Here is a 21,804-nt window from a genome sequence, read left to right on the forward strand (position 1 = left end):
TATGGCTACAGCTTCGCCGGAACTTGCCTGCTTACTTTCCATAGAAATTGCTTGATCATTTGCCGGCGTTGAAAGTTAAGACAAAGCGCTATCAAGGTGCAGTATTGGCCTTGGGTTTTTAAACTTTCGATGATCAAAACCTATTAAAAAGACAGGTATCGAATAATGTTCAAGAAACTCGCAATTGCTGCTCCATTGGCTGTTCTGGCTCTGAGTTCTTCCGTTGTATTTGCCGCAGGCGAAGCCAACCATTCCATCAGTCTGGTTGCCCACGTTCCGACCAACGGCTTTTACGTCGTTCCAGTCGATCCGGATCTGGTCAACAAGGATCAGGATATGAGCCACAACCCGGCCACCGGTACCATGCGCCAGGTGAACGGCTTTTTCGACGTACGTAACAACAACGGCTCGGTTCACGCCAGTGTGCAAGGCACGCCGAAGCTCATCTCCGGTGCCAGCACCATTGACCTGAAAGTAGAGCTCAACAACAAAGAGCTCAACAACACCCCACAAATGGTCGTGGGCGAGGCCGAGTCGGACGTGAACTATCGCGCCCCTCTGCGTATCAGTGCAAAAGGCACAACCTTTGCTCCGGGCGATTACACCGGTGAAGTCACCATGTTGTTTGACGCTGTTCCCCCTGTCGCTCTTTGAATAGAAAGTACGACACCCAACGCTTACTTGCCTAAGTAACGTAACCGGCTGGCAACGACGTCTGTTTGTCGGCCGGGCTTTAACTTATTAGTCATTAGAGTGCTCGTTCATGTTCCCGATGACGCCCATCGCGGCTGCACTTGCGTTGCTGTTTTGTAGCAGTGCATTCGCCGCGCCCGTTCCTGTTGGTCCTACACCGAAAAGTTTGTTGGCCCAGGCCAAAGGCTTGCCGGCGGAGTTCGAGGAGCACTTCTTTGATGTGCCATTGGCGGTTCGGGTTGAACTCGACCAACAGCCGCTCGGTGAGGCCATGATTGTCTTGTCCCGCGATGACCGCATCACCTTGCTCGAGTTTACCGATACCAGCGAAAGCAACTTAAGCGCCAGCGAGCGTGAAACCTGGGCCGATTACCTCAAGCCCGGGGTGGCGCTGGGCGCCTGTGCCGGTACGTGTCCAGAGCAGATGCTGGCGATCCACTACAACCTCGAAAATTCATTGGTGTCGATCGTCACTGAAAATGCCGAACGCGACACTGAAACCAAGCGCTTTTACGATCAGCCGGAAGGCGGCAGCAGTGGCCTGATCGTGCGCAACCAGCTCAACCTCAATGGCGGCCAGGATCAGGATCTGGGTGGGCGTTTTGGTCTCGAGGCCAGCGGCAGCCTGGGTAACTGGAGCCAGACCCTCAATCTGCAACTGGCCCGCCTCGGCGGACCGGATGACAAGCTCTATCACTCGGTATACGAGCTTTACACCCAACGTGAGTTGCAAGGCAGTTTTGTTCGCCTGGGGTATTTCACCCCCAACTCCGAAGGTTTGACGCGCCAGCCCCGTTCGTTCGGCACCAGTCCCGATACGGCGGTCGGGTTGATGTATGGCAGTTCCGACAGTCTGGCGATCGACAGCCCGAAACCCAGTGTTTATCCGATCTACGTCACCGCCAATCGGCAGGCCTCGGTGGAAATCTACCGCGACGGTCTGCTGATCAATACCCAAGCGGTGCCAGCCGGATTGCAGACCCTCGACACCCGGCCGCTGCCCGGAGGCATCTATGAAGTGGAAGTTCGCTTGATCGAAGACGGTCAAATCACTTCGACGACGCTGGAACTGGTCTACAAACCAAACAACTGGCGCAACCATGATGAGCGCTGGCGCTACAACCTGTTTGCCGGGCAGGAAACCAAACTGCTCAGCAACTGGGATCAGCAGGCCAGTGGCGATGCGACCGCTGGCGCGTCGATCAACTACCTGCTGCACCCACGGGTGATTCTCGGGCTGTCGGCGCGCCAGGTGCGTGAAAAGCTGCAATACGGCAGTTCCATCGACTGGACCCTGGCCAACAGCACCAGCCTGTACGCCAACCTGTATCGGACCGAAGACCACGGCACCGGGGCCGATGTGCAAGGCCTTTACAACTATGGCAGCGGCAGTCTGGTGGTCAGCCACAACCGTAGTTGGCTCGACACTCGTGACATTTTCGACACCCTGCCCGATGGCACCCGCGTGCGCCAACGCAACGTGTTCACGGGGCAGACCAGTAATTCATCACTGGCACTGAACCATCGGATCAGCCGCAAAAGTTCGCTCAACGCTCGAGTGTCCCACAGTGAAGGCAACACCGAGGGCGTGGGGGTAGATCTGGGATGGACGCAGCGCACGCAGGTGTTTGGCAGCGATGCCAACTGGCGGCTCTCGCTGTTCGACCGCCCCGGCAGTTTCAGCAGCGGTAATGCACGCAATCGCGGGGTCGACCTGAGCATCAATATGGCGCTGGGCGGGCCGGGTCAGCAAATCTCGGGCAGCCTCGGTACGCGCACCGCACGCGATGGCAGCCGCGACAACAATGCGTCGCTCGGTTACCGCAAAGACCTGCAAGACCACGTGTTGCAGAGCGTATCGGTGACGGCGCTCACCGACACCTATGGCGTTGGTGTGTCGAGCCTGGCGAACTTTCGTACAGACGTGATCAACGGCGACGGCTTTGTCCAGCGCTCGTCCTACAACGGCAACTTGACCGGCGGTGTGAACCTGGACAGCACGCTGGCCATTGGTGCGCAACGCATGGTGTTGACCAGTCAGCACCAGGGGCGTGAGGCGGGGATGATTGTTGACGTGGAGTCCGACATCGAGGGTATTGCCTTGCGCGCCGACGACCTGAGTGGTGGCAGCGCGGCCCTGCGGCCAGGGCGCAATTTCATTCCGATTACCGCCTACAAGAGCAGCTCGCTGAGCTTCGATTTCGAAGGTAACCATGTGCCGGCGGCGACCATCGAACCGGCGCGTACCCGCTATCACCTGAACAAGGGCGGCGTGGAGTACCGCAAGGTGCGGGTGATGAAAACCCTGACCGTGCTCGGTCGTCTGCTCGATCCGCAAGGCCGGCCGCTCAAGGGCCATCACGTGATCAACCACGCCAGCCGTGGCGTGAGTGAGGTCGACGGCTTCTTCTCGATGGAAATGAACGCCGGCTCGCCAACCCTTGAGGTGCGGCATGCCGATCAGTTGCTGTGCCAGTTCCGGCTCGATGTGGACAAACACCGCAGCGAAAACAACGTGTTGATGATCGGTGATCTGCGGTGCAGCCCGGACACGTTGGCCGATGTCACCTTCACCCGGCAGAAGGCCGGTTGAGTGGCGCCGATAGTGTTTCAAGACAGAGTGCAATCATGAATCTCAAGACTTTTTCGCCTGGATGGAAGCGCCGTAGCCATTGGCTGGGGCTGTTCGCGGTGTTTGCAGTGCCCCCGGCAGAGGCGGTAACCCAGGAAATCAGAGCGTTGTTCACGCCTGACTCGGCCAATCCGCAACGTAACGAGTTCGTCAATCAGACGCCGCTCAGTGGTTACTGCGAGTACTACCCCGATATATGTCGCAACAGCAATACTTTCAGTATCCGGCTGCCGACGCGCGTCGAGTCGAACAAGGCCATTCAAGCCGATGCTGATCCACGCAATAGTGCCATGTTCAAAGTGCCGGGGGGGTGGCGTTCGTTGACGGTCACGAATACAGATACGAACGAAGTCGAAACGGTCGAAGTACGTATTGCCGGCATTGGTTCCAATTATGTTTTGAGTGATACGGCCGTCAATCTAACCGGAGCCTTGAGCGCAAGAGAAGGGCACGATCAGTTATGGAAAGGCGCGGGCTGGCTGTATCCCGCGTCTCCCTGTGCATCCACCGGGGTCGGGTTTTATGGGGAGAGCACGTACGCTTTTTTCTGGAAAGTCTCGGATGAACGTGCTTGCGTCAAAGTGGCCAATTTTCCAATTCCCGCCATGACCTATGGCTATCTGGACTTCGCCTACGAACTTCGCACGCCTAACCCGTTGAAAATGTCTTCAGGGCTTTACACCGGGAGCCTGAGTTATCGCCTCGGCCCAGGCGGTGATTTTGACTTCGGCGACGTCATGATCCCGACCGACTCCTACCTGGCCCTGCATTTCGTTCTGGACGTTCAGCACACCCTGAAAGTCGATATCCCTCCCGGTGGTGAAAAAGTCGAGTTGGTGCCTGATGGTGGCTGGCAAAACTGGTTACAAGCGGGCCGCAGACCGGTGCGTTTGTTCCGTGACCAAGCGTTCCTCATCTCGGTGTCATCGCGTTTCAAGATGCAGTTGGATTGCGAAATCGATCTCTATGACTGCTTGATCAAGGACCCGGTTTCCAACCGGTCGGTCAAGCTGAAGACCTATGTCAGCCTGCCTCCAGGCTTGACAGATATGGCTGGGCGTCCCGTCAAGTATGAGTTGTTACGAGCGGGACCGTCCTACGCGCGATTCTATCAACCTGGTTCCTATGTAGATAGAGCACCCGGCGTGTTGCACTTTGAAATTGCGCGACTTGAGATGGAGCAGATGTTGCAACCCGGTGTCGCGTCCAGATATTCCGGGCGCATTACGGTCATCTGGGATTCGGAAGTCTGATGGGCGCTGTATCAATGATCCGGGAGCGTGTCATGTTCAATGGGATGAGGTTCAAAGGTATGAAACGTCTATTGCTGCTGATGGGACTGAGCGGATTTTCCCTGGGCCTTCAGGCCGGGCCGCAGATCAACGTCGGAACGGTGTACGACTATCTGGATGGCGACAAGAGCACGTACCTCAAGCGTGTGTTCAACAGCGGCGACAGTACGGCGTTCGTCAAGGTCAACATCCTGGAAATCATTTACGACGCCGATGGCACATCCCGTGAAGTGCCGGTCAGGACACAGGCGGACGCAAGCGGTCGTGATGGTTTGATGGCCAGCCCCGCGCGGTTGATCGTGCCGGCCAATGGCATGCAGGGAACGCGTTTGTTGCACATGGGCGAGCGTGACACCGAGCGTTATTTCCGCGTGCGCTTCGTGCCGGTGGTACCGGAAAAGGAGGACGAGTTCGCCGTGTCCAGCGACGAGCGCGATGAATACAAAAAAAACCTGTCGGCGGGCGTCAACGTCATGACCGGGTTTGGCACGGTGTTCTTCGTCAGACCGAAGAACAGCCGTTTCGACAGCGTGATCGATGACAGTCCGGGCCTCTACCGGCTGCGCAATAACGGCAACACAGTGGTGGTGGTCGATGAGTTTCGCAACTGTTCGCTGAAAAGCGAAACCGAGTGCGAGCCGACCACCAAGCATCACATCCTGGCGGGCAAGACCTTCGAGTTCGAGAAAAAGCCCGGGCGTGAATACCGCTTCAACCTGGTCGAGGGTCACGCCAAAAAGAGGTTGCGCATCGCCAGCCAGTAATGCCCGGGTAATCGTGAATGAACAGTGTTCGCGCAACCTTCATTTTTGATGCAACAGGTACCTGACATGATCAAGCAATCGGCCATCGCCTTGTGGGTGGGCGTCGTGGCGCTGACGAGTGTTTCGACGTTCGCGGCGCGGGAGGAACACACTTTCGAAGTGTCGGTGGACATTCCGACGCTGGGGTTTTATGTGATACCGGCCGAGACCAACTGGATTCATCTCGAACAGACGTTGCCGTGGAATCTGAATACGTCGACGTTGGGTGGGTTGCGCAAAAACTTCGACGTCAAGCATGACACCAGCGCGATCGAAGCCCGGTTGGAGAGCGAACCGTACCTGTCCAATGGCCGTGACGATCAGAACATCTATCTGCATGTCAGCTTCAATGGCAGAGCGTTGAGCCATGATCCCCAACCTCGGGAAGTGGTGCCCGTAGCGCAGGCGGTCGCGGGGGGGCGTTTTCCTCTGGAAATACAACCGAAAGCGCCGGCCGGCGGCTTTAAACCGGGTACTTATTATGGAAATGTCCAGCTGATTTTCAATGCCGCGGCGCCCTGATAGAGACACCTGCCTGACAGCGATGGCTGTCAGGCAGGTATCGGGGTTTTACTGTCCGGCGCTGCGCAGAGCCGCTCGGGTCAGGTTTCTGGCCAGTCCCTTTTCCTCATCCCCCAGATCCACCAGCAAGCGGTTAATGACCGCATCGCTGATCGGTTCATCGACGAAGACTTCGGTTTCCGCAATCGAAAATCCATCCATCAGCGTTGCAAGCCGGTTTTTCAATTCGCGGCGTTGAAATTCGGCCAGTGTTTTGTCAGCCCATTGCCGTTGCGTGGCTTGCAGGTCATCGAGCTGAGCGGCTTTGCTCTGGAAGCGCCGTTTGTTGGTTTCCATCCGTACGGGATAGCGTTCAAGCAGGTAGTTTTCCCAGAATTCCTGCTCCAGCATCCGGTTCACCAGACCATCGCCTTCGCTCAGGGCCATAACCGTGTCATAGGCTTGATCGATCATCTCGTCGCTGACCCCTGACACTTCCCGAAACAGCATGTACTCCGATTGCCACGGCAGATTCAGGCGTCGTACCAGACCGGTTTGATAGGCCAGGTAGACCTCGACTTCGTCCGGATTGCCAGGGCGGCTGGCCATGTCGGCCCGGGCGATCTCGTTGACCGTTTCCAGGCGCGCGGCACCCTTGGCCAGTGTTACCAGTTTCTGCTCCAGTTGCTCTGCGCTGGTGGAGTAGGAGTAGGCCTCCGAGGCCAGGACTTCGATACCCATGTTGTTGAACAACTGCGCACCGGCATCGGCGCAGCGGACCGGGTCGATCGCCATGGTGAACAGCTTTTCCCGAAGACGGGTGTCGATGTGAACGGCGTCCATCATTCGCCACAAGCGTTGCAAGAGATTGGCCCGTGTTTCACCGCCGGCCCGATAATCCGCAGAGTTTTGCATGTCGACAAGCAAGGCTGCGAAGCTTTCTGCATCCGGCTCGTCGATCAGCTCCGACAGTAAGATATCGCGATCAACCCCCCATCCCGGCACGTCTCGCCAAAGCGAAGCGTACTGATTCGAAATGATCAGCGCCGGGTTCGTCTGAGCAGATGGCAATACAGGTTCGGCAGGCAATCCAACGGAGCGACGCAGCGTTTCAACGTGCAACCGATCCGGCTCCGTCAGGCGGTCAAGGCTTAGACGTGTGCGGGCCACGATGGCGGCTTGCGACGAGCCGGGTACTACCTCAGGTATCCGGGTGATCGGGTTATCCCGCAGGTCCAGAAAAAATCCACGCGGTCGCGGTTTGGCCAATGCTCCCTCGGGCCAGGTCGAGAGCCCGGTGTTTTTCAGCGTTACCACCGTCAACCGCGGCATTCGGCCAATGTGTGGCGGCAAGGCCAGCGGATTGTTCTCGAGCCTGAGAATTTCCAGGTAGGTCAGGTTTTTCAACTGCTCCACCGCCGGGGCGTCCAGCACGATCTGGTTGTCGCTCAGCCGCAAGCGCTCAAGTCTGTGCATGGAACCGATGCTCTGGGGCAAACGGGTCAGCTCGCAGCCTTTGGCGCTGAGTTCGCGCAGGTTCGGGAAGTCCTTCAGCAAACCGTTCGACTCGCTGGAAAACCGGGTGTTGTCGAGCTTCAGCACGCGGACCTTGTCGAGAAACTTCTTCAGTTCCGGACGTTTCGACCACCAGGTTTGCAGATCCAGTGGCAGCAACTCCCTGGACAGGTCAAGTGAGTAGCTGTCCGGGTCAGTTCGGTTACCGAGGTCAGTGTTCTTGCGTTCGAAACAGTCGATCAGGCGTTCGGCAATGTGCTGTCCGCCGTTGTCGCGAAAATCGAACCCGCCAGGGCCCCATGCTTTGGGTTGTTGGAGCTCCCAGCGACGGACAATCACGTGCAATTCATCGAGGTCGTTTTCCTGTTGTTCAATGGCCCTCAGTGACTCACCTTTGGCGATCAAGGCTTCGGCGAAGGCGTCGATTTCGCTGGCGCTGAAATGCGGATGCAGGTCCTCGATACGTTCATGCAGGGTGACTCCACCACGGCTGAGGGCGCCGCCGCGCACCAGTAGTTCGGTATCACGCTCGGCAATGGCGCGGATCGGCGGCTGGGCCAGAACGGTCCGGCGCTCACTGGGGGGCGCCGTCTTGGCGATTACCCATTGCCTGAAGAACTCGGCGTCGCCCGGTTTATAGCCCAATGCGTTGCGCCCGTTCTTTTGCGTGGCCTGGAGGATCGCTTCCAGTAGACCATCGGCTTCATGGATCGGCTGATTCGAGCCATCACGCACCTGATACTTACCCGCGTCGTTTCGAATCAATACTCGTAACTGTGTTGCATCCTCGGGCCCTGCACTGCAACGCAGCTCGCCATCGAACGTTCCCTGGCGGATTTCAATGCGCAGATCGCCGAACGTGTCGGTGTAGATGCGCAAGGCTCCCAATACCAGACGTTCAGTGTCGATGTTGGACAATGAGTCGTGGTAAAGGCCTTGTGCGGCTCTGACTGAGCTGACTTCGAACTGGAGTTCTCGGGTCCGGTTTTTCAGTCGCAGCGGTAGGCGATTGTTCTGTGCGATCTGCTGGCGCTCCGACGCCGTGGCGCTGGCCATGATTCTTTCCACGATATTTTCAGGCAGCTCGGGGAAGTCGGTGAACATCAACGCGATGTCGGGGGATAACGCTTCAGCGGCGTTTACAGGGGATCCGAGGCGTTGCAGGGTATCGATCAGCAGCGGTGGCGGCGGCGCGTTTTCAACATGCATCCTGCGCAGTACGGTCTCATCGGTGCTGCTGATTTGGCGAATCTGTTCCAATTGGGTGTCGCTGAAGGCGTCGGTGGTGTGACCCAGACGGCGCATCAGGGGCGGGTCTTCCCACAGACGCGGATTTTCCGTTTCGCTGACCCAGGCACCGTGGCCGTTGTGGGTGAGGGTGGGGGCATAAGCGTCGGGCCGTTGCGGATGCTTGATGCGGTGCTGCCCGGTGACCGGGTCTTTTTCCACTTCGAACAGTTGCTTGTCCAACCGCACAATCTGTTTGCCTTGATGTTGGTAAATGCCCAATGCATCGGGTCTGGCGTCCGCCGGCAAGGCAAGCTCCGGCTGTTGATAAGGCGAGAGGTCGGGACTCCATAAACGTGTCTGGCCATCAGCCAATTGCACCGGTTTCATACTTTCGATAAACGGTGAGAGCTTCACAAGGGCCAGGCTGCCAACTTTCAACCCGGCGGCGAACGCAGCGAGTTGTACAACGCTTTCCAGCACGCCGATGGCCTGTTCAGCGGCCTCGGCCAATCGCCCCTCAGCCAGGTCGACGATGCCCTCGAACACTTCGTCAGTCAGTTGAAAGGCGGTGTAAGCCAGCATCAGTTCACCCAGATAAGGCACAAACGGTGTCGCCACCAGCAACGCGACGTTCAGAATGTCCGAGAGCATTTTTTCCAGGTTGTCCCACCAGGCCCAACGCGCCATACGGTCGGCGTACTCGGTGGGAATCGCGATTTCCTGTGCGTCGTTGAAAATCTTGTTCAGCTTCTGCCGGTAGACGTATCCCCACAGATCACCGGTGAAGCGGTTCTCGCGATCATCCTGAATCCTGGACAGGCGAAACTGCAGGTTGGGGTTATCCACAGGCGTTTCACGCCAACTGGGCAAGTTGGAGCCCGGTGGGGCTGGTTGCCATTTCACTTTGCTGAGACGGTCATTCAACCCGGCAAAAAAATGTCCCCGTTGTTGATGGGCCACGAACTGGCTGAAGAACTGTTGATAGTGTCCGGTGGGTTGCGTGTCGCGTAACTGACGGGTCAGTTCTGCCATGAACTCAAGCGACGACGGGTATTGCTTGAGTGGATGCTCCGGGTCGTGGGGGACATACGCGATCAGGGGAACAGGTTCGCCGCTGGTAAACGTTTCGGCGGCGATCAGGACAATACCGGTCAGCGCAACATCCATCATTGCCAGGTTGTAATAGCTGACGGATTGACCGTTCCAGTGCAGATTTTTTCGCTCATCAGTCATCCCCAGCACGACGTCGTAAGCGTTCTGGCCGATATCGTTTTTCATCAGGGCCATTCGTGCAGCCGCACGTAACGTGCTCTTTTGGCTGTGAATGACTTTGTGGCGCAATACGTTGCCGGCCACTCGATTGGATGAAAGCAAAAACTCGTTCAGGTGCTGCTGGTATTGCGCGCCGATGTTCAGCTCGCGGCACAATGCCTTGAACTGATCGATGCTGATTTTGTGCTTCAGGCGTTTTACGGCGAAGTGCCCCCGGACGTCGGGCCGGGTGATGAACTCGGAGTCGGCGGTGAATGTTTCGCTGCTGGAAAAGTTGTGCAGCGCCGCATCGAGCAAGGAAACAGTTCGGCTTTGTGTGCCTGACGCAAAGTCATTCACCCACCATGATGTTTTCGCCGGCGCATACAGTCGCAACCAGGTGTCCTCGACGTCATCGTCTATGCCGAAGCGATCTTTCAGCGTCTTTTGCAGCAAGGGTTTGGCAAACGTGTGTACGTCTTGCAGGTTGCTCAGTGCCTGATCCACGTCGTTCTGCGCGTTCCAGGCGAGCTGCATTTCATTTTTCAGGTTTTGGTGGGCCGCGGCCGAAGCGCTTCTGTGCCAGTCAGGCATCGTCAGTCTGACGGTTTTCAATGCGTTGACCCGTTGCGCTGAAATACCCAGCAGCCAGGAAGGGATGGCTTTTTTGACCAGCGCATAGTGAATACTGTTATCGGCAGAGGCTGAGGTCGCCTGATCTGACCGATGAAGTGTCAGGGGAGGATTGGGCATTGCTTGATCGTCCATTGATCAATAGTGGAGCGACCAGACTAGGTAAGAGATCAGCCCGAAAAAAGCTCAAATATACGTTCGAAACAGTGCTGGTATCGACTCAAACCTCTCAATATTGAAGAGTAAAAAATACAGGGTTACCGCCACTCGAAACGTTCCTGTCTGAACTTGCTTAAGGTTGAGTACTTGCCACGTTTGCCTGACACAACGTGTGGCTGCCCGGTTGCAGGTACGGCGTAAGAATCGGCGCCATGCCCTTGAGCACTTGCACCGGCAGCGCCGAGGTGAACTTGTAGGCTTGCGCCGAAACGCCGGGGACGAACGCGGTCAAGGTGCCAAAGTGGTTGTTACCGATATAGAACACAAAGGTCGCCGTGCGGTTGATCGATTTCGAGCTCAGAACCCGCCCGCCGGAACCGAAAGCTTCGATGCGGTTATCACCGGTGCCGGTCTTGCCGCCCATGGCCAGCGGGGTGCCGTTCGGCAGTTTGAACGTACCGGCGACCCGTTTGGCGGTACCGGCGTCCACCACTTGCGAGAGCGCTTCGCGCATCGCCGTCGCCACTTCGGATGGCATTACGCGTTTGCCTTTGTTCGGATCGTTGATCAGCGTTGTTTCATAAGGTGTGCCGGCAGCGAAATGCAGGCTGTCGATGCGCAGGGTCGGCATACGCACACCATCGTTGAGAATCGTACCGATCAGCTCTGCCAGCGCCGCTGGCCGATCGCCGGAGCTGCCGATGGCCGTGGCCAGTGACGGCACCAGGTGGTCGAACGGGTAACCGACGGCTTGCCAGCGTTGGTGAATGTCGAGGAACGCTTCGATCTCCAGCATGGTCCGGATGCGGCTGTCTCGGGCGCCTTTGTGCCGGCTCTTGAACAGCCAGCTGTAGACTTCCTGGCGTTCGAATTCACTGGCTTTGACGATCTGGCTGAACTTGGCGTCGGGGTTGTTCAGCAAGTAGCCCATCAGCCACAGGTCCAGTGGGTGGACCTTGGCGATGAAGCCCTGGTCGGGCAGGTCAAAGGCGCCCGGCCCGTAGGTTTTATAGAGTTTTTCGAGGCGCTCGTCAGTGAGTTTTTCGTTGGGTTTTCCCGTGGTTTTTTCAATATTCTTATCGGTTTTCTTGGCCGTTTTCAGGTGTGAACGCACAAAGCTGTTGAAGCTTTCCTGGCTGGCCTCGGGCAGCAGGTAGCGGTGCACCGCGGCAAGACGAATCGCCGTCGGGTGCATGCCGTCGAGGAAGGTCTCGAGGCGAGCCTGGGTGTCTTTCTTCTGGTACTTCTTCCAGAAGCGCAGCAGGAATGCAGTGCCCTCGTGGTCGGCGAATTGCGCCAGATACTCCTGGCGCCGAGGGTTTTCATCATCGGTGAGCAATTGACCGCTGTTATTGGGGCCCGAGTACGTGCTGTAGCGCACCAGGTCACGCATCAGTCGAATGAACGGCAGGTTGATTGACTCGCGCAGGGCATCGCGCAGGGTCGGGCTGCGGCCATTGTCTTCTTTACGGAAGTTGTGAAAGGTGTGCAGGCCGCCGCCAGTGAAAAATGATTCGCCGGGGTTGGCCGAGTACGTACGGTTGAGGGCCGCATCGAGCATTTTCGGCAGGCTGCGGTCAGTGTTCTGGATCAGGTAATCGACGGCCCAGCGGGTAATCCGATCCTGCTCGGGGACGTCGGTTTTTTTCAGCTCGGCCGGTGTCTTGTCGCCATAACGGTCGTGCAGTTCGCAGATGATCTGCAGATACATGGTGAGCACCCGCAGTTTGGCGGTGGAGCCCAGTTCCAGCTTGCTGCCCTCGTTGATGTCGAAGGGCTGATCGGTGCTGTCGGTTTGCACACGCACGCGCGAGCCATCAGGGGTCCGCTCGAACAGGGTGAAGCTGTAGCGCACCTGGGTCGTGCTGGTGGGGGTCAGCAGGTGTTCGCCCAGCAGGCCCAATTGCGCCGCGTAGGCCGGGTCGGCCAGATGCTTGAGGTACTCGGTGGCCTTGGTTTGCAGGTCATATTGCAAGGTGCTGGTGGCCGACAGGTCGAGACGATCGAGGTCATACAAAGGGCGATTGAGCAGGGCGCCCAGTCGACTGCGGGCGACGCTGATGCCCTTGTTGGTTTCGATCGGCTGGATGGTCGGTTGCAGTTGCCAGTCGCGGTAGGTCACTTTGCTGGCCAGTGCGGCGGCGGCCAGAGGCGCGTCGATCACGGCGTTCTGTGCGAGCAGGCGGATGTGGCTGTCGGTGAGGTCCGCCAGTTCGTCACGACCGTTGGCCAAATAGTGTGAAGGCCGACGCTGGGCGATCATCAGCGACAGCACCTGACGCAGGGCCAGACCGCGTTGAGACAGGCTCAACGGGTCACTGGCAACACTTCTCAGGGTTTCGTTGACCTGACCGAAATCGGCGCCGTACCAAACGCGCAGCCCTTCGGCCATGCCATGCACTTCACCGTGGCCGGGCACCGCCGACAGCGGCACGCTGTTGAGGTAGTCACGCACGATGTTTTTCCGTGCCTCCAGGGTTTGCGGGCCATCCTGATAGGCGCGCACGCTGGCGGATATCATCTGCCGGATTTTCTCGCTGCCCGATACCGTGAGGCCATCCGGCGAGTGGCGGTATTTTTCCAGCTGCGTGGCGAGGGTGCTGCCACCGGCCGTCTGACCCGGCAGGTGCAACAGTTTGGCGACTTGCGACCAGGCGGCCTTGCCAAAACGCGGCCAGTCCACGGCGGGGTTGGCCAAGGGTTGATTGGGGTCGAGCAGGTCGCGGTTCTCGATGAACAGCAGGCTGTGCACCACCAGCGGCGGGATTGCAGCAAAGCTCGAATACAGTTGCTGCGGATAGTTGTACTGATACAACGGCAAGGCGCGGCAGTCGGTGATGGATAGACCGGCCTGGATTTTCTCGGTGTAGGGCACGAAAAAGCCCTTTTCGCTGTAGTCGAACAGTTTCGGCGAGAAGCGGGTTTGCGCGACGATCATGTAGTCGCGCTTGAGCAAGCGTGGCAAAAACTCACCCAGAGCGCTGTAGCCCAGGCGCTTGTCGAAAGGCCCGGCGCCCGGATAGAAAATCGAATCGCTGGGACCGGGCTGCATCGAGTAACTCAACGAAGCGGCAAACTGGCTGAATTCGCGCGCCTGCAGTTTCGCGGTGCGCATTTCCTTGGCGGCGGCAAACCCGAGCACGATCAGAATGATCACCAGCAACAACCAGAACATCCGCCAGGCATAACGGGGGCGGCGAGGTTTTTTCGGTAAAGGCGCTTCTTCCACGCGATCAGTTGGTTCCACAGTTTTACTCGAATCGGATTGCCATAAAGCGCCCATAGTCGATTGATCCATTCACGCAGATTTATCGGACTTGTCTGAAGCTTAGACGCTGGTTGGAACTGGTGAAAAATTTGTGAATACAGAATTTCTGCGAACATACGATTGACTGTGGCGAGGGAGGTTGGCGGTTGTCTGAGAGGCTTGAGATAGAGCTATCTGGCAGGTAAATACGGCCTAGGTAGGGGCATGACGCTGCACCATTGCTGTGCAATACTCGGCGCCGCTTCGCTGATCTTGCAGGTTTTTTCCTACAAGACGGATCGACCCACGAAGTGGATCCGGTATCAGGAAGTTCAGGCTTATCGGTCCGCGTTTCGACGCTCGGTGGTCATATCCAATAACAAGGAGGTTGTACCCTTATGCCAGTAGGCAATCACCAACCCCACGGCGAGACCGCTCAGGGCGGTCCGCTCAAACGCGAACTCGGCGAACGGCATATTCGCTTGATGGCGCTCGGCGCCTGTATCGGTGTCGGCCTGTTTCTGGGGTCGGCCAAGGCCATCGAAATGGCCGGCCCGGCAATCATGCTGTCGTACATCATCGGCGGTCTGGCGATCCTGGTGATCATGCGCGCCCTTGGCGAAATGGCCGTGCACAACCCGGTCGCCGGCTCCTTCAGCCGCTATGCACAAGACTATCTCGGCCCGTTGGCAGGCTTCCTCACGGGCTGGAACTATTGGTTCCTGTGGCTGGTGACCTGCGTCGCGGAAATTACCGCGGTGGCGGTGTACATGGGCATCTGGTTCCCCGATGTACCGCGCTGGATCTGGGCGCTGGCGGCATTGGTGAGCATGGGCTCGATCAACCTGATCGCGGTCAAGGCCTTCGGTGAATTCGAATTCTGGTTCGCCCTGATCAAGATCGTCACCATCATTGCGATGGTGGTGGGCGGTATCGGCGTGATCGCGTTCGGCTTCGGCAACGACGGTGTTGCGCTGGGGATTTCCAACCTGTGGAGCCACGGCGGCTTTATGCCCAATGGCGTGCAGGGCGTGTTGATGTCCCTGCAAATGGTGATGTTCGCCTACTTGGGCGTCGAGATGATCGGCTTGACCGCCGGTGAAGCGAAGAATCCGCAGAAGACTATTCCGAATGCGATCGGCTCGGTGTTCTGGCGCATCTTGCTGTTCTACGTCGGCGCGCTGTTTGTGATTCTGTCGATCTACCCGTGGAACGAAATTGGCACTCAGGGCAGTCCGTTTGTGATGACCTTCGAGCGTCTGGGCATCAAGACCGCTGCCGGCATCATCAACTTCGTGGTGATCACCGCCGCACTGTCCTCCTGCAACGGTGGCATCTTCAGCACCGGGCGCATGCTCTACAGCCTGGCGCAGAACGGTCAGGCCCCGGCCGGCTTCGCCAAAACCTCGAATGGCGTGCCGCGTCGCGCGTTGCTGCTGTCGATTGGTGCGTTGCTGCTGGGGGTGTTGCTCAACTACTTGGTGCCAGAAAAAGTCTTTGTCTGGGTCACCGCCATTGCGACCTTCGGTGCGATCTGGACCTGGGTGATGATCCTGCTGGCGCAGCTCAAGTTCCGCAAAGGCCTGAGTCCGGCTGAACGTGTCGGCCTCAAGTACCGCATGTGGCTATACCCGGTGAGCTCGTACCTGGCGCTGGCGTTCCTGGTGCTGGTGGTTGGCCTGATGGCTTACTTCCCGGACACTCGCGTCGCGCTGTACGTGGGGCCGGCGTTCCTGGTGCTGCTGACCGTGTTGTTTTACGTGTTCAAGCTGCAACCGACCAACGTGTCGCACGGTGCGGTGCGCTCGGCTTCGTAAGTGGGTAACCCCGTAAAAGCAAAAGCCCCGGTCGCCAGATCGGGGCTTTTTGAGTTCAGGCTACGGCGACTTGCGCCGACCGGTTCAGCCGTTTGTTCCAATCCAGCCACGCGGCCAGTAGGGCCATCAATCCCACTCCCAGCAACGCACTGAAAACCTGCATCGCCCACGCATCTTCTGTCAGCGCGTTGAGCATGTCCGCCAGCGGCGCCAGCAGCACACCCAAACAAAATACCTCCAGCGAGTAACGGCCCATGCGACAGCTTTGCTGCGCCAGCCAGTTTTGCGTCCAGCCGCTGTTGGGCAAGAGTTTGGCAATGACGTAGGCCAGCGCTAAAAAGTGCAGCAATCGCGCTGGCGACAGATTGGTCTTGCTGATCGGGTACAGCCATTCGCCCAGCATTCGGGGCATGAAGGCGTCATGCACCGCCGGCCATTTCCACGACAGCGCGATCAATCCGGCAATCAACAGATAGAGCGCCGCGGCGACAAACAGCGGCTGACGCGACAAGGTGCGGGTTTGCGGCACAAATGGTCGCTGACCGTGAATCGCCGCTGCGCCACCGAGGATAAACAGCAACTGCCAGGCCATCGGGTTGAAGAACCACACGCCACCGTCGGTCCCGGCCAGGTTCCATTGAAACCAGGGTGCCAGCATGTACAGCGCCACCGATAAGCCCACCACGTACTCGGCCTTGCGCAACATCATCGGCAACACCAGCGGCAGCCCGAGCAACAGCAGAATGTACAGCGGCAACGGATCCATCAGGTTGGGCTTGAAGCGCAGCAACAACTCATCGACCAAGGCCTGCTGCGGGTTGCTGAGGAAGTATTGCAGGCCCATTTCCTGCACCAGGTCACGGGTTTCCACGTGGCTGTTGGCAAAAAATACGATGCCCATCAGCAGCGCCAATAGAAATATATGCACCACGTACAGCACCCAGGCGCGGCGCAGGATTTTTATCGTGGCTACCAGCAAACCATCGCGCCGGGCGATCTTGCCGTAGGCCAGCACCGCCGCGTAGCCGGCCAGAAACACGAAGATCTCCGCGGCATCGCTGAAGCCGAAATTGCGCACCGTGAAATGGGCGAGGGGGTTCTGTGGCACGTGATCCCAGAAAATGAAGATCAGCGCCAGTCCGCGAAAAAAATCGATGCGAAGGTCGCGTCCTTGGGTCATGACAACGGGCTCTTGAACAGGTGTGAGTAAAGAGTGGTCAGCGGCGCAAAAGGTTGCGCGCCGCACATCGGCGGCGCGCAGGGTGGCGTGATTTGGCGGCAATTGCAAAGGTGGGCTATTACCGGATGTCTCAGCGCCTGGACGGGCAGGGTTGGGGCAAACCTCTGAACGTTGAAGGCGAGTCGGTAGTGCGGCATTTTCGGCCACTGGTCTATTTGTTGACTGGAAAATAGACAAGTGGGGCAGGGGTGCCAAGCTTGATCCAGGGCATGCGTTCAGATTGGAAACAAACGCAATGGACATCAGACCCGCATTTCACGGGTTCTCCAGATTTGTGTCGGTTGGCCTGCTGAATACGTTGATCCACTGGTCAACGTTTTTTGTTCTGCACACGGCCATGGGTTTTCGTCAGGCCCCCAGTAATTTTGTGGGCTTTTGTCTGGCCGTCTCTTTTTCCTTTTATGCCAATGCGCGATACACCTTCAAACAAAAAACCAGCGTTTCACGCTATCTGCTGTTTGTCGGGTTTATGGGCCTGATGAGCTATGGCGTGGGTTATGTGGCGGATCAGTTACTGTTGCCAGGGCTGATGACCCTGGTGGTCTTTTCCGGCATCAGTCTGGTTTGTGGTTTTTTTTACTCGAAATTTTTCGTCTTTCGGGAGCGCGAGCAGTGAAGATCTCGCTGATCGTTCCGGTGTTCAATGAAGAGCAGGCGATTAACCTGTTTTATCAGGCTGTCCGTCAGGAACTGTCGCTGGCCGATTGTGACGTCGAGATTGTTTTCATCAACGACGGCAGTTCCGACCAGACCGCAGAGCGGGCCAAAGCCCTCGCGTTGGCTGACGAGCAGGTACTGGTCATCAACTTCTCGCGCAACTTCGGCAAGGAGCCCGCGTTATTTGCCGGGCTGGAGTATGCCAGTGGTGATGCGGTGATACCGATGGATGTCGATTTGCAGGACCCGATCAGCGTGATTCCGCTACTGATCCAGGAATGGAAGAATGGAGCTGATGTGGTACTCGCCAAACGCCACGGCCGCGCCGCTGACGGTTACCTGAAACGGCAGAGCGCCGCGCTGTTCTATCACCTGTTGAACCGGATTGCTTACACCCGTATCGAAGAGAACGTCGGTGATTTTCGATTGATGGACCGTAAGGTCGTGAACGTGATCCGCACGCTTCCGGAACATCGGTTATTCATGAAGGGCATCCTGTCGTGGGCGGGGTTCAATACAGTGGTCGTCGAATATGAACGGGCCCAACGCGTGGCGGGCGCCACCAAGTTCAACATCTGGAAGTTGTGGAATCTGGCACTGGAAGGTATTACTTCGTTTAGTACGGTGCCATTGCAGTTGTGGACCTATGTGGGGAGTGCGATTTCCCTGTTTGCAATTTTTTATGCCATTTATATGGTGCTGGACAAGATTTTCTTCGGCAATAATGTACCGGGCTATCCTTCATTGATGACCGCTATTTTATTTCTGGGTGGTGTTCAGCTGATCGGTATTGGCATATTGGGTGAGTATGTGGGTCGCATCTATATTGAATCCAAGCATCGGCCAAGGTATGTGGTGAAAGATATTATTGGCGGCAAAGGTAAGCGCGAACTGTAAAAGACGTCTGTGAGGCGGGTGCTGAGAAAGGAGCGCCGAAATGAAGGTGCTGAGTTTATTGAATAAGGAGCTGCTTGGTCGTGAAGTGTTTGTGTTTTTTTTACTGGCCGCTTTTATTTACGTACTTCCGCTGATACTGATTGATTATTACTATATAGACGATAACTGGCGGTCTTTGGCTGCCGGCACTGCCTGGACGGAGCAGGGACGGTTATTGGCCGAGATTTTTTACAAGGCCCTGACCTTTACCTCGGGTGCGCCCAATATTTTCCCGTTACCCCTGTTGATCGCCACGCCTGCCATGGCTTTTGCCTTGACGAAACTGACGATGCATTACTACAAAATGCCCGATGTCACCTGTTGTCTGGTACTCCTGCCACTGTGGTACAACCCGTTTTTTCTGCAAAATTTATCTTATCAATATGACGGGCCGGCAACGGCGTTGAGCCTGGTGGCGGTTATTTATGCCATTGTATTTCAAAGTAAAGCTACCGTCGTTCAGGTACTGGTGCCCGGTGCGCTTATTGCCGTTGGGCTCGGTTTGTATCAGCTGAGTGTCAATGTGTTTTTGGGGCTGTGCTGTATCGAGCTGGTTCGAGGTCTTAATAATAAAGAGTCCCTTGCCTGTTTGTCGTCAATGGCGGGATTGAAAGCGTTGCAGTTGGCAGTGGGGTTGATCATTTATTTTTTGATGATCTATCCACTGATGACCCATGAACGCCTGGAGATGATTCCGTTCAATGTAAGCGGGTTTTGGTTGATCCTGAGTAACGGAGGGGTATTAGTCGAAAAGATCGGATTGCTTTTTCAGGGTGGAAATCGTTGGTTATCGTGGGCTGTATTGTTGTTGGCTGTCGTTGGTGGAGGACTGGTTGGGCGAAAAATAATTCAGGGAAAAGAGACGTTGTTAAAAAAGGTAGTTCTATTTCTTTTGTACGTTCTTCTGATTGCATTCCTGATTTTCCTGGTGTCAGGTGCGGCCCTGTTGTTCAGGTTTTTCAATGAGGGAGCCAGGACGTTACTGGGGTTTGGTGTGCTTTTGGTATTTGTTTTTTACCTGGCTCATCAGTTGTTGGTGACTGTTAACGCCAGGCTCGGTGTTTTATTGGCTGTGCCGTTGCTCAGTATGCTTTCCATTTCGTATGCGTATGGGCGGGTGTTGAACTTACAGAAAGAGTTTGGGCTGAATGCTGAATTCAATATGGCTTACGATATTATTTCCCATCAGCGTTTACGCGAGGCGAAGCGGATATACATGGCCATCAACTATTCAAATGGTTGGTTGCTAAGTGCCAAGGGAAGCTTTGAACAGATCCCGGTACTGAAATACATACTCAATATTGATTTTTATATGCTGTCTGAAAATCTACTCAGGGCAGGTATTACCAATGTCGTTCCGGAAAAGGAGCGAAAAAATGCGACGCTGGTGGGGTATCGAAAGTACACGCCTCTGGTGGACAGTAAGTTCTATTCCATGTATCTGATTGGCGATTATGGCTTTATCGTTATGAAGGAAGTGCCCTCGTCCGGAGAAGATAAGTGGTAAGAGAAATCAACAGATCAAGTCATTACGCGCTCCTGGATACAGGCTGGGCACTGTTGATTATGCTAGTGGCTGCCTGGGTACGTTTTCATGACTTGAGCAAGCCGGCTATCTGGGCCGATGAAGGGTTTACCTTGCTGTTGAGTTCATATGATCCATCCCAAATCCTGTTTCATACCGCTCGAGATGTGCACCCGCCGCTGTATTATCTGCTGTTGCATGAGTGGATGAATGTGTTCGGAAATGGCGTTTTTGCGGCTCGAAGTCTGAGCGCACTGGCGGATGTCGCAACCGTCGTGCTCGGCATCTGGCTGGTTAGTTTGCTCAGTACACGACGTGCGGCGATGCTGGCCGGCATTATGTTGGCATTACTGCCTATCGCTGTCCGCTACAGTCAGGAAGTTCGCATGTATGCGTTGCTCGGGCTGTTAATGGTCGGTGCAACGATTGCTTTCGTTTACTGGGTAAAAGGCTCGGGCGGTCATTGGCCTCTTGCTGTCTATGTGCTGCTGATGGTGGCAGGACTTTATACCCACTATTTTGCTGCCGTGTGCATGGCGTCGCATTGGGCTTATCTTTTGGTGTTGGGGTTTTCGCGTGAAGTAAAACACAAACCGTTGTTAGCGCCCGCTTGGTGGGTGGCCAACGGGGCCGTCATTCTGCTTTTCGTGCCCTGGGTTCCCAGTCTGATAAACCAGTCAAGGTTTTCCGGGTTCAACTGGATAGTGCCGCTGGATGTTTTTACTGTGGTTTCAGCGTTCTGGCAGTTTGTGAGTTATAGCGAGGGTCCAAAGGAATCGGTTTGGATGTTCTATAGCTTGCCGCTGTTGTGTTTGGCAGTGTCGGCAGTGATTGTCATGCGGGACAGGAGCGAGAAAAAATTCAGCACGCTGCTCGTCATGTATACCTGGTTTCCGCTGGCTTTGATTGCGCTTGTCTCTCTCGTACATCCACTGTTTGTTTATCGTTATTTTGTATTCGCTGCGCTGGGCCTACCGATGATCATGGCGGTTGCGCTGGATGCGCTGTGGGGGCACGCAAAAGCGTTGTTTTTTATCCTGCTGGTATTGATGGTGTCTATAGAGAGTGTCGGGTTATATAACGTTTATCACAGGGGGCATATTGTGTATGCCGAGGTCAACAAGGTGGATGCCCTGGCAGAGCACATCAATGCTCTGGCTCATCCTGGCGACGGTATCTTGGTTGCCAATATGTTTCTTTACTATCCCTTCGTGTACTACAACAAGACCGGCGTGACGCCAATGCTTTATACGCCAGCGCATCAGGACGGTACTTCCGGACGTCCTGAGGGTTATCAAATATGGACACTGATTCAACAAAGCGCAGACAAGGTCTACCTCGATAACCTTGAATGGCTAACGCCAAGCTCAGGTCGGGTGTGGGTTCTGGACGGTCGTGGTGACGGGGCGCAAAAGGTGGTCATCCCTGGAAGCTGGCAGTTGCTCGATACCTTTACTGCGGGTGATGGAGACGCGCGGTTATTTTCAGTGTGTCCTGAAATTCCGTGAAGAACCTAAAAAAAACCGACCCGAGCAGCCCCGTTAGCTAGCCTTTATCAATGACAGCAGGCCGTTCTATCGAGAACGTTTAGCGTCAGCACAGACCCGCGACGAAGGAGCGCAGCGCGTGGTCAGGTATCTTTTTCTATCCCAGTTAAGTTTTCGGGGAGAAAT

General features: G+C 56.3%; 13 protein-coding genes. 10 read left to right on the forward strand and 3 right to left on the reverse strand.

Annotation, left to right across the window (positions count from 1 at the left end):
• Positions 1-165 precede the first annotated feature (165 nt).
• The 5 genes from NTD87_RS08765 (at position 166) to NTD87_RS08785 (ending at position 5,942) form a co-directional block, all read left to right on the forward strand.
• Positions 166-654, forward strand: coding sequence for a fimbrial protein (locus tag NTD87_RS08765; protein ID WP_262113299.1), 489 nt, complete (start codon positions 166-168; stop codon positions 652-654).
• A gap of 109 nt (positions 655-763) precedes the next feature.
• Positions 764-3,286, forward strand: coding sequence for a CS1-pili formation C-terminal domain-containing protein (locus tag NTD87_RS08770; RefSeq protein WP_262113300.1), 2,523 nt, complete (start codon positions 764-766; stop codon positions 3,284-3,286).
• Positions 3,287-3,318: 32 nt separating this feature from the next.
• Entirely contained in the window at positions 3,319-4,578 is a 1,260-nt protein-coding gene (locus NTD87_RS08775; protein WP_410017479.1) for a hypothetical protein, read from the forward strand.
• A 59-nt stretch (positions 4,579-4,637) separates the two neighbouring features.
• A complete protein-coding gene (locus NTD87_RS08780; RefSeq protein ID WP_262113302.1) occupies positions 4,638-5,381 on the forward strand; it encodes a molecular chaperone in 744 nt (247 codons plus the stop codon).
• 66 nt (positions 5,382-5,447) lie between these two features.
• Complete coding sequence (locus NTD87_RS08785) at positions 5,448-5,942, forward strand: fimbrial protein (protein WP_262113303.1); 495 nt, start codon at positions 5,448-5,450, stop codon at positions 5,940-5,942.
• Positions 5,943-5,990: 48 nt separating this feature from the next.
• On the opposite strand, the gene NTD87_RS08790 is transcribed toward NTD87_RS08785, so the two are convergent.
• Together NTD87_RS08790 and NTD87_RS08795 are read right to left on the reverse strand one after the other, a co-directional pair.
• The gene (locus tag NTD87_RS08790) at positions 5,991-10,670 is read right to left on the reverse strand and encodes a dermonecrotic toxin domain-containing protein (protein WP_262113304.1); all 4,680 of its coding nucleotides are present in this window, start codon (positions 10,668-10,670) and stop codon (positions 5,991-5,993) included.
• Positions 10,671-10,842: 172 nt separating this feature from the next.
• The gene (locus NTD87_RS08795; RefSeq protein WP_262113305.1) at positions 10,843-13,992 is read right to left on the reverse strand and encodes a transglycosylase domain-containing protein; all 3,150 of its coding nucleotides are present in this window, start codon (positions 13,990-13,992) and stop codon (positions 10,843-10,845) included.
• A gap of 362 nt (positions 13,993-14,354) precedes the next feature.
• Here NTD87_RS08795 and NTD87_RS08800 point away from each other — a divergent pair, with 362 nt between their 5' ends.
• The gene (locus tag NTD87_RS08800; RefSeq protein WP_262113306.1) at positions 14,355-15,773 is read left to right on the forward strand and encodes an amino acid permease; all 1,419 of its coding nucleotides are present in this window, start codon (positions 14,355-14,357) and stop codon (positions 15,771-15,773) included.
• Between the two features lie 55 nt (positions 15,774-15,828).
• On the opposite strand, the gene NTD87_RS08805 is transcribed toward NTD87_RS08800, so the two are convergent.
• Positions 15,829-16,953 (reverse strand): OpgC family protein, encoded by a 1,125-nt coding sequence (locus NTD87_RS08805; protein ID WP_262113307.1) that lies wholly within the window; start codon positions 16,951-16,953, stop codon positions 15,829-15,831.
• A 295-nt stretch (positions 16,954-17,248) separates the two neighbouring features.
• Between NTD87_RS08805 and NTD87_RS08810 the strand changes: the two genes are divergently transcribed.
• From NTD87_RS08810 to NTD87_RS08825, 4 genes are read left to right on the forward strand one after another with little or no spacing between them, the layout of a single operon-like run.
• Positions 17,249-17,629, forward strand: a complete 381-nt coding sequence (locus NTD87_RS08810; RefSeq protein WP_262113308.1) for a GtrA family protein — start codon at positions 17,249-17,251, stop codon at positions 17,627-17,629.
• The gene (locus NTD87_RS08815; RefSeq protein WP_262113309.1) at positions 17,626-18,567 is read left to right on the forward strand and encodes a glycosyltransferase family 2 protein; all 942 of its coding nucleotides are present in this window, start codon (positions 17,626-17,628) and stop codon (positions 18,565-18,567) included. Before NTD87_RS08810 ends, NTD87_RS08815 begins: the two co-directional genes overlap by 4 nt.
• Positions 18,568-18,607: 40 nt before the next feature.
• Complete coding sequence (locus tag NTD87_RS08820; RefSeq protein ID WP_262113310.1) at positions 18,608-20,113, forward strand: glucosyltransferase domain-containing protein; 1,506 nt, start codon at positions 18,608-18,610, stop codon at positions 20,111-20,113.
• A complete protein-coding gene (locus tag NTD87_RS08825) occupies positions 20,107-21,639 on the forward strand; it encodes a glycosyltransferase family 39 protein (RefSeq protein ID WP_262113311.1) in 1,533 nt (510 codons plus the stop codon). The genes NTD87_RS08820 and NTD87_RS08825 overlap by 7 nt, the downstream gene beginning before the upstream one ends.
• The last annotated feature ends 165 nt before the right edge of the window (positions 21,640-21,804 follow it).

Source organism: Pseudomonas sp. 6D_7.1_Bac1 (assembly GCF_025465945.1).
Classification (GTDB): Bacteria; Pseudomonadota; Gammaproteobacteria; order Pseudomonadales; family Pseudomonadaceae; genus Aquipseudomonas.